The organism is Caulobacter sp. GW821-FHT12F03 (genome assembly GCF_058806855.1).
Window position 1 is genome coordinate 1 of sequence record NZ_JBXAQC010000007.1, and the last position, 14,983, is coordinate 14,983.

General features: G+C 70.4%; 11 protein-coding genes. 6 read left to right on the forward strand and 5 right to left on the reverse strand.

The annotated features are described in order from the left end of the window. Positions 1-105: 105 nt before the first annotated feature. Positions 106-1,887 carry an aspartate--tRNA ligase gene (gene aspS / locus AC1RN0_RS15265; RefSeq protein WP_492788316.1) on the reverse strand — a complete coding sequence of 594 codons (1,782 nt, stop codon included), beginning with the start codon at positions 1,885-1,887 and terminating at the stop codon, positions 106-108. Positions 1,888-2,387: 500 nt separating this feature from the next. Here aspS and AC1RN0_RS15270 point away from each other — a divergent pair, with 500 nt between their 5' ends. Continuing rightward, entirely contained in the window at positions 2,388-3,044 is a 657-nt protein-coding gene (locus AC1RN0_RS15270; protein ID WP_492788317.1) for a P-loop NTPase family protein, read from the forward strand. 121 nt (positions 3,045-3,165) lie between these two features. On the opposite strand, the gene AC1RN0_RS15275 is transcribed toward AC1RN0_RS15270, so the two are convergent. Beyond that, positions 3,166-3,843 carry a TetR/AcrR family transcriptional regulator gene (locus AC1RN0_RS15275; protein ID WP_492788318.1) on the reverse strand — a complete coding sequence of 226 codons (678 nt, stop codon included), beginning with the start codon at positions 3,841-3,843 and terminating at the stop codon, positions 3,166-3,168. Between the two features lie 70 nt (positions 3,844-3,913). Here AC1RN0_RS15275 and AC1RN0_RS15280 point away from each other — a divergent pair, with 70 nt between their 5' ends. The 4 genes from AC1RN0_RS15280 (at position 3,914) to AC1RN0_RS15295 (ending at position 10,354) form a co-directional block, all read left to right on the forward strand. Continuing rightward, a complete protein-coding gene (locus tag AC1RN0_RS15280; RefSeq protein ID WP_492788319.1) occupies positions 3,914-5,131 on the forward strand; it encodes a serine hydrolase domain-containing protein in 1,218 nt (405 codons plus the stop codon). A gap of 202 nt (positions 5,132-5,333) precedes the next feature. Continuing rightward, complete coding sequence (locus AC1RN0_RS15285) at positions 5,334-6,398, forward strand: NAD(P)-dependent alcohol dehydrogenase (RefSeq protein WP_492788320.1); 1,065 nt, start codon at positions 5,334-5,336, stop codon at positions 6,396-6,398. 259 nt (positions 6,399-6,657) lie between these two features. Beyond that, positions 6,658-8,862, forward strand: coding sequence for an RNA degradosome polyphosphate kinase (locus tag AC1RN0_RS15290; protein ID WP_492788321.1), 2,205 nt, complete (start codon positions 6,658-6,660; stop codon positions 8,860-8,862). After that, entirely contained in the window at positions 8,843-10,354 is a 1,512-nt protein-coding gene (locus AC1RN0_RS15295) for a Ppx/GppA phosphatase family protein (RefSeq protein WP_492788322.1), read from the forward strand. The genes AC1RN0_RS15290 and AC1RN0_RS15295 overlap by 20 nt, the downstream gene beginning before the upstream one ends. Positions 10,355-10,435: 81 nt before the next feature. On the opposite strand, the gene AC1RN0_RS15300 is transcribed toward AC1RN0_RS15295, so the two are convergent. Beyond that, positions 10,436-11,281: an HAD family hydrolase gene (locus tag AC1RN0_RS15300; protein WP_492788323.1), complete on the reverse strand. Its 846-nt coding sequence runs from the start codon at positions 11,279-11,281 to the stop codon at positions 10,436-10,438. Positions 11,282-11,399: 118 nt separating this feature from the next. On the opposite strand from AC1RN0_RS15300, the gene AC1RN0_RS15305 reads away from it, so the two are divergent. Next, entirely contained in the window at positions 11,400-11,966 is a 567-nt protein-coding gene (locus tag AC1RN0_RS15305; protein ID WP_492788324.1) for a hypothetical protein, read from the forward strand. Here the strand turns inward: AC1RN0_RS15305 and AC1RN0_RS15310 are convergent. Further along, on the reverse strand, positions 11,942-12,628 hold the full coding sequence (locus tag AC1RN0_RS15310) for a L,D-transpeptidase (RefSeq protein ID WP_492788325.1): 687 nt from the start codon (positions 12,626-12,628) through the stop codon (positions 11,942-11,944). The two genes, AC1RN0_RS15305 and AC1RN0_RS15310, sit on opposite strands and share 25 nt — an antisense overlap. A gap of 5 nt (positions 12,629-12,633) precedes the next feature. Then, the gene (locus AC1RN0_RS15315; protein ID WP_492788326.1) at positions 12,634-14,955 is read right to left on the reverse strand and encodes a filamentous hemagglutinin N-terminal domain-containing protein; all 2,322 of its coding nucleotides are present in this window, start codon (positions 14,953-14,955) and stop codon (positions 12,634-12,636) included. Positions 14,956-14,983: the final 28 nt, after the last annotated feature.

Here is a 14,983-nt window from a genome sequence, read left to right on the forward strand (position 1 = left end):
CCGCCGGCCCGGGTCACCCCGCCGAAGCCGCCGGCCGCGCCGCCCCCGCCGCGCGCCTCGCTGTTCCAGGTGTTCGCCGACCTCGGCTGACCCCCGACCGGGCGTCTAGCCCTTGATCGGCGGGGCCAGACGAATGTGCAGTTCTTTCAACTGCTTGTCGCTGACTTCCGACGGCGCGCTCATCAGCAGATCCTGCCCCTGCTGGTTCAGCGGGAAGGCGATGACCTCGCGGATGGCCGTCTGGCCGGCCAGCAGCATGACGATGCGGTCGATGCCGGGGGCCAGACCGCCGTGCGGCGGCGCGCCATAGCGGAACGCGTTCAGCATGCCGCCGAACTGCTCCTCGACGACGTCCTGGCCGTAGCCGGCGATCTCGAACGCCTTGAGCATGATCTCCGGCTTGTGGTTCCGGATCGCGCCCGAGCACAGCTCGTAGCCGTTGCAGACGATGTCGTACTGGTAGGCGAGGATCGACAGCGGATCCTGGGTCTCCAGCGCCTCCATCCCGCCCTGCGGCATCGAGAAGGGGTTGTGGCTGAAGTCGACCTTCTTTTCCTCGTCGCTCCACTCGAACATCGGGAAGTCGACGATCCAGCAGAACTCGAAGCGGCCCTCGTCAATCAGCTTCAGCTCCGTGCCCAGGCGGGTGCGGGCCGAGCCGGCGAACTTGTAGAACACCTTCGGATCGCCGGCGACGAAGAAGGCCGCGTCGCCCTGGCCGAGGCCGAGGCTCTCCATCAGGGCCTGGGTCTGGTCAGCGCCGAGGTTCTTGGCGATCGGGCCGCCCCAGCCGCCCTGGTCCTCGCTCCAGAACACATAGCCGAGGCCCGGCTGGCCTTCGCCCTGGGCCCAGCTGTTCATGCGGTCGCAGAAGGCGCGCGAGCCGCCGCCCGGCGCGGGCACGGCCCAGACGGCGTTCCTGGCGTCGGCGCCCAGGATCTTCGCGAACAGACCAAAGCCGCCGTCGCGGAAGCTTTCGGAGACGTCGCGCATCTTGATCGGGTTGCGCGTGTCGGGCTTGTCCGAGCCGTACCAGGCGATGGCGTCGGCGTAGGCGATGCGCGGGAACGGATACGGCGTCACCGGCTTGCCGTCGGCGAACTCCTCGAACACCCCGTGCATCACCGGCTCGATGGCCGCGAACACGTCTTCCTGCGTGACGAAGCTCATTTCGACGTCGAGCTGGTAGAATTCCAGGCTGCGGTCGGCGCGCAGGTCCTCGTCGCGGAAGCAGGGCGCGATCTGGAAGTAGCGGTCGAAGCCCGAGACCATCAGCAGCTGCTTGAACTGCTGAGGGGCCTGCGGCAGCGCGTAGAACTTCGACGGATGCAGGCGCGAGGGCACGAGGAAGTCGCGCGCGCCTTCCGGTGAGGAGGCCGTCAGGATCGGCGTCTGGTACTCGAGGAAGCCCTGGCCGACCATGCGATGGCGGATCGAGTGGATCACCTTCGAGCGCAGGACGATGTTCCTGTGCAGCGTCTCGCGGCGCAGGTCGAGGTAGCGGTGCTTGAGGCGCAGCTCCTCGGGATAGTCGGGCTCGCCGAACACCGGCAGCGGCAGCTCGGCCGCTTCGGACAGGATCTCGATCCCGGTCACCCGCAACTCGACCTCGCCGGTCGGCAGGTTGGCGTTGATGGTCTCGGCCGAGCGGGCCACGACCTCGCCGTCGACGCGGATCACGCTCTCGGTGCGGATGCGTTCGATCAGGTCGAAGCCGGGCGTTTCCGGGCTGATCACCAGCTGGGTCAGGCCGTAGTGGTCGCGCAGATCGACGAACACCAGCCCGCCGTGGTCGCGCTTGCGGTGGATCCAGCCGGACAGGCGCACCGCGGCGCCGGTGTCGGAAGCGCGGAGCTGGCCGCAGGTGTGGGTGCGATAAGCGTGCATTTTTCGGTCGTTTTCAGGCGCGCGAGCGCGAATTTCGGAGGCGCGGAAGGGCGCATGCGTCCCTCTGATTGTCAAGGTTCGGGGGCGGGAGTCTTCCCTTCTGTTTCCTTCTCCCGTTGCGGGAGAAGGTGGCCCGCGAAGCGGGTCGGATGAGGGGTTTCGCGACCGCATCAGCGGCAGACCCTCGACCCCGGCGGACCAACCTGCTCGCCCCCTCTTCCGTCAGGCTCCGCCTGACACCTTCTCCGGCAAGGGGAGAAGGGGCGACGCGGCGGTCTTGAAGGCTCTTCCATCACCCATTCTAGCCCGGTCTCGAACAGCGAAGCGCCACTGGAGAACGATTTGGGGCGAGTGTCTCGCCAATGTCCCGCCTTGTCCCGAGACTATCCGTCCCGCCAGTCTCGCATTCCGCCCATTCCGTCCACAGTCCGGCCGCGGCTATCCCCGCCCTCGCCTCCGCCACGCCTCGCCCCACCGGCTGCACGTGGTAAACCGCCCCCGTGACCGTCCGCGCCAAACAGCTCAGCCTGCGCCTCGCCAGTCCGCCCGTGTTCACCCGGGCGGCCTTCGCGACCTCGGCGGCCAATGAGCGGGCGGTGGCGCTGGTCGAGGCCTGGCCGCGCTGGCCGGGCGGCGCCCTGGCGCTGGTCGGGCCGGAAGGCTCGGGCAAGAGCCACCTGGCGACCATCTGGGCCGAGCGGGCCGGCGCCGTGCGCTATGCGGGCGGTCCCCTGGCCGACGGCGCGCCGGTGCTGGTCGAGGACGCCGACACGATCGGCGACGAGGCGCTGTTCCACCTGATCAACCGCGCGAACTCCGACGGCGGGCTGCTGCTGACGGCGCGAAGCCGGCCGACGGGCTGGGCCGCCGCCCTGCCCGACCTGCGCTCGCGCCTGAACGCCCTTACCGTGGCCGAGATCGGCGAACCCGACGACGCCCTGCTGATCGCGGTGCTGGAGGCCCTGTTCCGCGAGAAGCACATCCGCGCCGCGCCCGACCTCTACGAGTTCCTGCTACGCCGCATGGAGCGGTCGGTGACGGCCGCCCGCGCCGTGGTCGCCCGCCTCGACGAGGCCGCCGCCGAACAGGGCCGCGCCGTCAACCGCGCCCTCGCCCGCGAGGTGCTCGAAGACACGGCGGACCTGTTCGAGGGGTAGGCGCTGGCGCACTACTCCGCTTCGTCGGGCGTGAGCCCAGCAGATCCTCCCCCTCTTGGGGGAGGTGTCCCGGTACAGCCGGGACGGAGGGGGTCCCGCCCGCGCCGGGCCGCCCCCTCAGTCAGCCCTGCGGGCTGACAGCTCCCCCAGGGGGGAGCATCCCGTCCGACGCACGGCTATGTCCCGCCAGCGCCGCGAACGCCGCGCGGAACACGTCGTCGGGCACGAGCTCCGGCGTCAGGAAGCGCTGGAACAGCAGCCCCTCGGTCATGGCGTGGATCACCACCACCAGCTGTTCGGGCGGCATCGGCAGGTCGACGCCCTGCGCCGCCTCGCGCAGCCAGGCCGCGCCGGCGCCGAAACTGGCCGTGGTCACCGCCAGCACCCGCCGGCGCAGCTCTTCATCGGTCAGGGCGTGGGCCATGCCGGTCAGCCGCCCGACGACCGCCTCCTGGCGCTCGGGAATCGCGGCGATGGTCGCCTCGGCCAGCGCCTGCATCTTTTCGGCGAAAGGCATGTCCGGGGTGAACACCGGCCGCACCGGCGCCCAGTAGGTCTCGCCGAGGGTCACGAACAGGTCGGCGCGGTTGCGGAAGTTGCCGTAGATCGCCCCGCTGGTCATGCCGGCCCGCCGCGCCACCTCCTGCAGGGTGACCTGCTCGTAGCCCCTCTCGCGCACCAGGTCCCGCGCCGCCGCGAGCAGCCTGGCGCGGGTGCGCTCCCGCTTGTCGCCCTTGGGTTTGCGGCGGGCGTTGTCGGGCGACGGCTCGGGCGGTTCGGCGACGGACATCGGGGCCATTGCGCATCATAACGAGTGTATTTTATAATTTGTCTATATTTTTGCGCCGCAACCCGGCGAGGAGGCGGCGATGACCACCCAGAACGCGATCACCCCGGCCCTTCAGGCCTATGTCGACAAGGGCCAGCTGGCCGGCGCGGCGGCGCTGGTCTGGCGGGACGGCCAGGTGGCCGAGACCGCCTGTGTCGGCTGGCGGGATCTGGACGCGCAGGCGCCGCTGACGCGCGACACCATCTTCCGCATCGCCTCGATGTCCAAGCCGGTGACCTCGGTCGCCGCCCTGATGCTGGTCGATGAAGGCCGCATCGCGCTGGACGAGCCGATCGCGCACCATGCTCCCGAGTTCGCCGACATGCGCGTGCTGCGATCGGCCGACGGCCCGCTCGATGAGACCGACCCGGCGGCCCGGCCGATCACCTTCGAGGACCTGCTGACCCATCGCTCGGGCCTGACCTACGGCGGCGTCCACGCCGGGCCGATCACCCCGGCCTATGCGGCGGCGCTAGGCGGCGACATCGACAGTCACGTCACCCCGGACGCCTGGATCGCCGGCCTCGCCGCCCTGCCCCTGATCGACCAGCCGGGCGCCTCGTTCCACTACAGCTGCTCGACCGACCTGCTCGGCCTGCTCGTCGCCCGCATCGACGGCGCGCCGCTGGGCGAGGTGCTGCGCCGGCGAATCTTCGCGCCGCTGGGCATGAAGGACACCGGCTTCATTGTGCCCCAGGGCCAGCGCCATCGCCGCTCGGCCATGTATGGCTTCGACGAGGCCGGCGGGCTGGAACAGCGCCTGACCGCCGCCGGCCAGCCCTTCCTGCCTGAGCGGCCGGACGACATGACCTTTGAATCCGGCGGCCAGGGCCTGTGGTCGACGCTCGACGACTACCTGGCCTTCGCCCGGCTGTTCGTCGGCGGCGGCGCGGTCGACGGCGTGCGGCTGCTGCGGGCCGAGACCATGGCGGCGATGATGACCAACCGCCTGACCGACGACCAGCGCGCGCGCGGGCAGATGCTCGGCATGCCGGTCTTCACCCACCACGGCTTCGGCCTCGGGGTGGCGGTGGTGCTCGACCCGGACAACGCCGCCGCCATCCGCTGCAAGGGCGGCGTCGGCACGGTCGGCTGGCCGGGCGCCTACGGCGGCTGGTGGCAGGCCGATCCGACGAACGGCTCGGTGATGGTCTTCCTGGCCCACAACCTGCTGGAGCTGGAGCGGCTGGCCATGGGCATTGGCCTGGACGTCTACAGCGCCATCACCGAGGTCCATGCGCTGGGGGCGGCGGTTTAGAAGCCGGACCCGTTCCCGGTGAAACAGGGTGCGTCCTTCGAGACGCTCGGCTGAGGCCTCGCTCCTCAGGATGACGTAGAGGGGGCGAGCTTCTACTCTGTTCGTCATGGTGAGGAGCGGACCCTCGGGTCCGCGTCTCGAACCACGCAACTTGCGGCCCCGCCAGCCCGCCTGCGATGATGGGCAAAACAGGAAACGCTCCATGCCCAACGCCATCGGCTACGCCGCCACCGCCCCCGACAGCGGCATGGCGCCGTTCCATTTCGACCGCCGCGCCCTGCGGCCGGACGATGTGAAGCTCTCCATCCTCTACTGCGGCGTCTGCCACTCGGACCTGCACCAGGCGCGCAACGACTGGGGCGGCACGATCTACCCCTGCTGCCCGGGTCACGAGATCGTCGGCCGGGTCACCGCCGTCGGGCCGCAGGTGCGCAAGTTCAGGGAGGGCGACCTCGCCGCCGTCGGCTGCCTCGTCGACAGCTGCATGGACTGCGACCAGTGCCGCAAGGGTGAGGAGCAGCTGTGCCGCAACCGCTCGACCGGCACCTACAACGGCAAGGACCGCATCACCGGCGAGACCACCTACGGCGGCTACAGCGACCACATCGTGGTGCGCGAGGCCTTCGTGCTGAAGGTTCCGGAGAGCCTGGACGTCACCCGCGTGGCGCCCCTGCTCTGCGCCGGCATCACCACCTATTCCCCGCTGAAGACCTGGAAGGCCGGGCCGGGCACGCGGCTGGGCGTGGCGGGCCTCGGCGGTCTCGGCCACATGGCGGTGAAGTTCGGCGTGGCCCTGGGCTGCGAGGTGACGGTGATCACGGGCTCGGAGTCCAAGCGGGCCGACGCCCATGCCCTGGGCGCGCACCAGGTGCTGCTGTCGGGCGACAGGGACGCCATGCGCGCGGCGCGCAACGGCTTCGACCTGATCATCGACACCATCCCGGTGGCCCACAAGCTGCAGCCCTACCTGCCGCTGCTCGACATCGACGGCTCGCTGGTCATCGTCGGGGCCATCGACGAGCTGCCGCCGTTCCACTCCGGCCTGCTGCTCGGCGGCCGTCGCCGGGTCAGCGGCTCGCCGATCGGCGGCATCGCCGAGACCCAGGAGATGCTCGACTTCTGCGCCGAGAAGGGCGTCCTGCCCGAGTGCGAGATGATCGCCATGCAGGACATCAACCACGCCTACGAACGCATGGAGCGGTCCGACGTGAAATACCGCTTCGTGATCGACATGGCGTCGCTGGCGAAGGAACGGGCGGCTGCCTGACCATTATGCCGTCATCGTCGGACTTGTTCCGACGATCCATGAACGCGATCGAAGACAAGAGCGCGCGGGCCGTTCTGCGCATTTGCTGCCTGGGCCCGCGTGCATGGGTCCTCGGGACAAGCCCGAGGATGACGGAGCATTTGGCGCCCTGGTCCGCGACCCGGCGACAAAACCGTAACACCCTCCGTGTAACACCCCTGTCATGCCCCCTTGCGACACGCCCCGCGCCAAGCGACAACCCGCTCGACGCAGAGGCCCCATGACCGACGCCGCCATCACCGACCCTTCGGCCGTTCCGGACGCGCCCCGCAGGCCGCGCATCGACGAGGCCCTGCTGGCCTCGCCCGATCGCTTCTTCAACCGCGAGATCAGCTGGCTGGCGTTCAATCGCCGGGTGCTGGAAGAGGCCGAGAACCCGCGCCATCCGCTGCTCGAACGGCTGCGCTTCCTGTCGATCAGCGCCAACAACCTCGACGAATTCTACATGGTCCGCGTGGCCGGCCTGAAGGGCCAGGTGCGCGAGGGCGTGCGGGTGGTCAGCCAGGACGGGCTCACGCCGTCCGAACAGCTGGTCAAGGTCAACGCCTCGGCCGCCGAGCTGATGACCGACCAGCAGCGCATCTGGCGCGAGCTGCGCACGGCCATGCAGGGCGAAGGCATCCGGCTGCTCGAGGCGCGCGATGTCAGCGCGGCCGACCGCGAGCGGGCCGAGCACATCTTCCTCAACCACATCTTCCCGGTGCTGACGCCGCTGGCGATCGACCCGGCCCACCCCTTCCCCTTCCTGCCCAACCTCGGCTTCGCCCTGGCGCTGAAGCTGAAGCGGCCGGACGGCAAGGAGCTCTACGCCCTGGTGCCCGTGCCCTCCTCGGTGCGCCGGTTCTGGTCGCTGCCGCCGGAGTCGGGGCGCGCGCGCAAGGGCGAGCAGCGGTTCATCGCGCTGGAAAGCCTGCTGATCCTGTTCATCGGCCACCTGTTCCCCGGCTGCGAGGTCGAGGGCCGCGGCCTGTTCCGCCTGATCCGCGACAGCGACGTGGAAATCGAGGAAGAGGCCGAAGACCTGGTCCGCGAGTTCGAGGCGCAGCTGAAGCGCCGGCGCATGGGCTCGGTGGTGCGGGTCAAGGTGCAGACGGCCATGCCGCCGGAGCTGCGCGCCTTCATCCTCGACAGCCTGCACTGCGATCCCGAGGACGTGGTGCTGATCGACGGCAAGCTGGGCCTGGCCCAGATGAACCAGCTGATCCCCGACGGCCGGCCCGAGCTGAAGTTCAAGCCGTTCGTGCCGCGCTTCCCCGAACGGATCCGCGACCATGACGGCGACTGTTTCGCCGCCATCCGCGAGAAGGACATCCTCGTCCACCATCCGTTCGAGAGCTTCGACGTGGTGGTCCAGTTCCTCCGCCAGGCGGCGCGCGACCCGCATGTGCTGGCGATCAAGCAGACGCTCTACCGCACCAGCCAGGACAGCCCGATCGTCGCGGCCCTGATCGAGGCGGCCGAGAACGGCAAGAACGTCACCGCCCTGGTCGAGATCAAGGCGCGCTTCGACGAGGAGAACAACCTGCGCTGGGCCAAGGACCTGGAGCGGGCGGGCGTCCACGTCGTGTTCGGCTTCGTCGAGTACAAGACCCACGCCAAGCTGAGCCTGGTGGTCCGCCGCGAGGGCGAGACCCTGCGCACCTACTGCCACTTCGGCACGGGCAACTATCACCCGGTCACGGCCAAGGTTTACACCGACCTCTCGCTGTTCACGACGGACCCGGCGCTCGGTCGCGACTCGGCGCGGCTGTTCAACTTCATCACCGGCTACGCCCCGCCGCAGCGGCTGGAGAAGCTGAGCTACAGCCCCGAGACGCTCAAGACCGACCTGATGACCATGATCGCCACGGAGGCGGAGAACGCCCTCGCCGGCAAGCCCTCGGGCATCTGGGTCAAGCTCAACGCCCTGGTCGATCCGGAGATCATCGACGCCCTCTACCGCGCCAGCCAGGCCGGCGTGCGCATCGAGCTGGTGGTGCGCGGCATCTGCTGCCTGCGGCCCGGCGTGCCGGGGCTCAGCGACAACATCCGGGTCAAGAGCATCGTCGGCCGCTACCTTGAGCACAGCCGCATCATGGCCTTCGCCAACGGCAAGGCGATCCCCGGCAAGCAGACCCGGGTGTTCATCAGCTCGGCCGACTGGATGCCGCGCAACCTCGACCGCCGCGTCGAGGCCCTGACGCCGATCGACAATCCCACGGTGCACCAGCAGGTGCTGCAGCAGATCATGGTCGCCAACCTCAATGACGAGGCGCAGAGCTGGACGCTGGACAGTCTGGGCGGCTATCACCGCGACCCCGCGTGGGACCGTCCGGGAGCCTTCTCGGCCCACGAGTACTTCATGACCAACCCCAGCCTGTCCGGCCGGGGCCACAAGGTGCGCGACCTGCCCCAAGCCTTCGACCATGTCGGCCCACGCCGCTAGCACCCCCGCGCTGGAGAGCCGCGCGCGCGCCGTGCGCGACGCCGCCGTCATCGACGTCGGCTCCAACTCCGTGCGCCTGGTGCTCTACCGCCTGGAAGGCCGGGCCATCTGGACGGTCTACAACGAAAAGGTGCTGGCCGGCCTCGGCCGCGACCTCGGCTCGACCGGCAAGCTCGCCCCGGGCGGGGTCGACACGGCCCTGGCGGCGCTGCGCCGTTTCCGGGCGGTGCTCGACGCGGCGCGGCCGGACGACATCTTCACCGCGGCCACCGCCGCCGTGCGCGAGGCGCAGGACGGCGAGGCCTTCGTCGGCCGGGTCCAGGCGGAGACCGGCCTCACCCTCCGTGTGCTGAGCGGTCAGGAAGAGGCCCGCTACGCGGCGCTGGGCGTGCTGGCCGGCGCGCCGGAAGGCGACGGCGTGGTCGGCGACCTCGGCGGCGCGAGCCTGGAGCTGGTGCGGCTGACGGCCGACGGCCCGGTCGAGGGCGCGACCCTGGCCCTGGGGCCGTTCGCCCTGGCCGGCCTCCGCGGCGACAAGGCCCGCGACGAGATCGGCAGGCGGCTCTCACCCCACGCGGGCCGGTTCCGCACAAGAACCTTCCAGGCCGTCGGCGGCGCCTGGCGCAACCTCGCCCTGCTGCACATGCGCATGAGCGGCTATCCGCTGCAGATCGTCCACCAGTACGAGATGAGCCGGTCCGACGCGCTGGACGCCGCGCGCTTCATCAGCCGCCAGTCGCGCGCCTCGCTGGAAGCCATCGAGGGCGTGTCGAAGAAGCGCCTGGAGACCCTGCCCCACGCCGCCATGGTGCTCGAGGCCTTGATCGAGCAGCTGGGCATCGAGCGCATCGCCATCTCGGCCTATGGCCTGCGCGAGGGCCTGCTGCTGGAGGCCATGCCGCCGGAGACCCAGCGCCTCGACCCGCTGATCGAGGGCTGCGCCGCCCTGACCGGCCGCCAGGGTGTCGACGAGACGCTCGGCCCGACGCTGGAGGCCTGGCTCGCGCCGGTGTTCAAGACCCTGCCGCCGGCCTTCGGCGCGCGCGACGACGTGCTGCGCGCCGCGGCCTGCCGCCTGGCCGACCTCGGCGCCCGGCTGCATCCCGACCACCGCGCCGACCTCGTGTTCGAACAGGTGCTGCGCGCGCCGGTCGCCGGCCAGAGCCACGCCGAGCGCGCCTTCCTCGCGGTGGCGGCGTTCGCCCGGCACACCTCGGCCTCGTCCGTGCCCGAGGGCGCGACCATCTCGCGCCTGCTCAGCGAAGCCCAGCGCCGCCGCGCCCGGGCGCTCGGGTCGGCGATCCGTCTCGGCTGCGACCTGTCGGGCCGCAGCTCGGTGCTGCTGGCCCAGTCCCGCCTCGGCCTGAAGGGCGAGCGCCTGATCCTGTCAGCCGCCGACGGCTGGTCCGACATGCTGCTCGGCGAACAGACGGCCAGGCGCGCGACCCATCTGGCGGGCCTGCTGGGGGTGAAGCTGGAGATCCGGCGCTAGGGGACATGTACCGAAGGTCCGTGTCCCCCAAACCCGCCGCTCGATTGGGGGACACGTACCTTCGGTACGTGTCCCCGCCCCCTACTCCGTCGGCATGGTCCGCTCACGCACCGCGATGCGGCCCAGAATGCCCTTGACGATCAGGTCCATCGCCGTGCCCTCGCGATAGTCGGCGGCGGCGACGAAGTTGACGCGGTCGTCGGCGATCAGCCGGTGCAGCTTGTCCTGGTCGCGCGGCTCGGTGCGGGGGTCGTAGGCGGCGATCGAGTGGCCGCCCTTGGTGTGCATCATCTTCATCGTCGGCACGTCGGTGTCGCCGTCGCCGATGAAGATCATCCGCTCGAACGGCACGGGCCGGTCCTCGTCGGGCATGTAGCGGTTGATCCGCTCGTGCTCCCAGTTGTTGTGCACGCCCTTGTTGATGCGGAACAGGTACTGGGTCTTGGTGGTGTAGTTGATGCCCACCGCCGGCCAGATGGCCACCTCGTCCGCGTCGAACACATAGTGCGAGGCGAACACATGCTCGAACCGGTCATGGATCGGGCAGCCCTCGATCATCTCCTGCAGGCCGCTGGACAGGATGTAGTGCTGCACGGTCAGGCCGTAATGGGCCCCGAAGGCGTTGATCCGGTCGAACCAGCTGCCGTCGCGGATGCCCTCGAACAGCGGCACGTCCTTGCCGTGGTCGCGCAGCATCTGGCGGGTCACGGTCGTGCCCTGGTCGCGCGCCGTCTGCAGCATCAGCTGCATGTACATCAGGATGTCGTCGCCATCGGCGGCGATCGTCCGGGGGCGGACGGTGTCGTACCAGAACTGCCTGGGCGTCATCCCCAGCGAGGGGATGAAGCTGGTCTCCTGCATGTTGCCCCGGGCCAGGGTGCCGTCGAAGTCATAGATCAGGGCGGTGGTGCGAACGGGCTGGGACATCGGGCTTCCTGTCACTTGCGGCCGAACACATAACGCCAGCCGCGCCGGTTGGGAAACGCCCCTTCACGACCGCCGATCGGCGTGCCAGCCTGACCGTTCGCGCCCGGGGGAACAGCGCATGACGATCTTCGACTACGTGATGATCCTGCTGTCGGTGGTGATCTCGCTGGGCCTTGCGCGTCTTCTGGAGACCCACGCCCAGCTGATGAAACACGGCAGGCGGGTCCGCTGGTCGCCGACCTATCTCCTGTGGCTCGTGGTGCTGCTGTTCGCCCACATCGACATCTGGGCCAGCCTCTGGCAGGTCCACGACCACGCCCGCTGGAGCGCGGCCGACATCGGCGCGACCCTGCTGGCCTGCGCCCTGCTGTTCTACGGCGCCATCTTCGCCACGCCGGATATGGACGGGGACGGCGACATCGACCTGTGGGCGTTCCACATCGACAACCGCCGGCGCTATCTCGGCGCGCTGTTCGGCTACATGGCCGTCGGAGCCTGGCTGAACGTCACGCTGATGCGCGAGGCCTTTTCGACCACCAACATGACGGCCGCCCTGCCGACGTTCGCCATCCTCACCGTCGCGATCGTCTTCGGCAACCGCTGGGTCCAGCGCCTGATGCCGATCCTGACGCTGGCGCTGATGGCGGCCTACTTCGCCCGCTACCTGCCGGCCATCGGCGGCTGACGGCCGTCAGGGAGCGACGCCCGCGAGGGAAACACGTCCCCGATCGATCGCACTTCCGGCAGGATATAGACGACGCCGTCCCCGGTCCCGAACAGGGGGCCCACGACGCCGGAATAGAACCCGGGAGCGACATTGACGCAGCCGTAGGAAATGCGGTTATCGCCCGGCGTAGCCGACGCCAGCCGCTCGCGTCGGCGATCCGACGGAGCGCCCGTGACCACCGGATGAAGCGACAGGGCCCCGTCATAGTCGATCCAAAGCACGGTCTTGCCCTGCAGATTGACGCCCTGCGACGCCACGAAGCGGCCCGCCGGTGTGATGCGGTCCGAGGGACCGATCCGCGACAGGGGGCGGGAGCCGATGTCGGCCGGGGCGACATCGCCCCTGGCCAGGCCCAGCAGCACCGGCGCGCCGGCCGCCAGACGTCCGTCAGGATCGAACGCGAACACCGCGGCGGCGCGCTTGTCGATGATCAGAAAGGGCGCCGCGCCGTTGTCGCCGGCGCCGGTCACCCAGACGGCGAGCCGCCGCGCGTCCGGCGTCAGGACAGGCGCGGCCTCCCCCGCGACGATGCCTGCGGAAGGGCGCCCGACGGCGTCCCCGGCGCGGGCGGGCGACGCCAGGGCCAGCGCCAGCGCCGCCAGCGCGAGCCTGGCCGTCATCGGCCTCAATTGCGGTCCTGCCTGGGCGGCCGCACCGGCGCGGGCTGCGCGGCCGGCGGCGGCGTCAGGACCCGGGGCGGCGCGGTGGGACGGATAACCTCCTCCTCCGGCGGCGGCGCCTCGACCAGTTCGAACGCGGGCGGCGGGGTATCGACCACGATCAGGACGATCGGCGGCGAGGTCGGCCCGACCGGCGGCGCGCCCGGCGCCACGACCACCGGCGGCGTGACCACGGGCGGTGTCACCGGAGGCGGAGGCGGAGGCGGAGGTGGCGGAGGTGGAGGTGGCGGAGGTGGCGGCGGCGGCGGCGGAGGCGGAGGTGGCGGCGGCGGCGATGCCGGCGTGATGGTTCCCGTCGTGCGGAAGGTCGGGACGCAGCACGCGCCGGCCAGGGCGAACCGGTCGGCGTTCGCGCCGGCCAGGGTGTAGCCGCTGTAGGTGATGCCGACGCTGCCGCCGGCGTCCGGGCTGTCGAACACGGCGCTGGCCCCCGGGCCGGCCACGAGGGTGACTCCCGCAGGAACGCCGGAGCCCAGGAACCCGGTCAGGACCGCCGCCGTCGTGCCGTCGGCGACCTTGCTCCCGTCGGGGAACAGCAACATCCGCTGCGTCAGGGTGGCCCCCTCGGTCAGGGTGAAGTGGGTCCCGAAGTCGGTCGGCGCCGCGTAGGATAGCGGATTGTAGTTGATCGTCGTCGGCGCCTTGGTGACCGTGACCTTCGGCGCAAGGGCCGCGAAGATGATCGTGCCGCCGTTGGGGCCCGGCCCCGTCCCGTCAGCGCCGGCGATCAGGGTCAGGCCGACCGGAAGGCCGAGGCTCTGGGCCGGGATGGTGCTGCCCCGCGTCAGGGTGACAGCAGCGTCGATGTGCACGTCATGCCCGGCGCACAGGGCGATGTTGCCGTCGGTGGTGGTGATGGCGTGGAACACCCGCACATCCCGGCCGGCGTTCAACAGCACGCTGCCGTTGACCGTCGTGATCGGCGCGTTGACGGTCACGTCCCGCCCGCAGCAGACGACCAGGTTGCCCTTGGTCGCGCTGATCGCGGCGTTGATGTTGACGTCCCGCGGGCTGTTCAGCGTCAGAGTCGTCGGCGAGCCCGACGCCGTCCAGGCGATCGCGTCGTTGACGAAGATGTCGCCGGCCCCGGGCAGGGCGGCACCCGCGCCGACGGTCGTGTCGATCACCACGCTGGTGGTCACCAACTGGGCGGACAGCGTCGCGCCGGAGATGTTCCCGCCGGCCCCGATGATGAAGTCGGCCGGGTCGATCAGCCAGGTTCCGGCTGTCCCGCCCGCGGCCAGGGTGGTGACCCGGACGCCGTTGGCGATGTCGACCCGGGCCGCCGAGGTCTCGATGAAGCCGCCGTCGCCGCCGTTCGGCGCGCTGGCGTCGAGCGCGCCGCTCACCTTGATGGCGCCGAGCGTCATGTCGCCGAGCAGGAAGATCGACCCGCCGTGCTCACCGACGGTACGGGCCTCGATGACACCGACGTTGTTGACGACGGTCCGCATCAGACCGCCGGCCGCCTGGGCCGTCATCACCACCTGGCCGCCGTCGGCCCGCAGCAGGCCGCCATTGCGGACCAGGGCGTCGACCGCGCCCCGGTCGATGGCGACATTCAGCAGTCCGTCGCCGGCGACATCAAGGGTGATCGCCGTCCCGCCGGCCAGCACGACCGAGCCCAGGTTGGCCTGGATCACCCCGCGGTTGCCGACCTTGGCGCCCAGAAGGGCGACATAGCCGCCGTCGGCGTTGAGGGTTCCCCGGTTGCGCACCGCGCCGCCGGCGCCGGAAAACCGGTAGTCGCCGGCCATGAAGTTCGCGTCGGTCAGGCCGAGAGTCGAGGCGACCAGCCCGCCGACATTCACCTGGGACCCCTGCCCGAACAGGATGCCGTTGGGATTGATCAGGAACACCGTGCCGTTCGACGACAGGTTGCCGAAGATGGCAGAGGGATCGGCGCCGACCACGCGGTTGAGCGCCACCGACCCGCGATTGGGCTGGGCGAAGACGACGCTGCCGCCCGCGCCGATCGAGAAGCTCTGCCAGTTGATGGCGACGTTCTGCGTCGACTGGGTGACGGTGACGCTGGCCGGTCCGCTGGCGATGGTCGCGCCGCCGGCCGAGACGACGCCGCCGGTGGGCAGCGCCTGGGCGCTGGCCGCGCCGGCAAGGACCAGCGAAGCGGTCAGTCCGAGCAGGGCGAAACAGCCGAACTCGGCGAACGCGGTAGTGGCGGACAGGACCCGCCGGCTGGGGGCGGCTCGGCGCGGCGACGGTCCGGCGATCTGCCGGGCGGCGACGGGAAACTGGAATCTGTACATCTCGACGTCCTTGTCAGGAGGTGCGTAA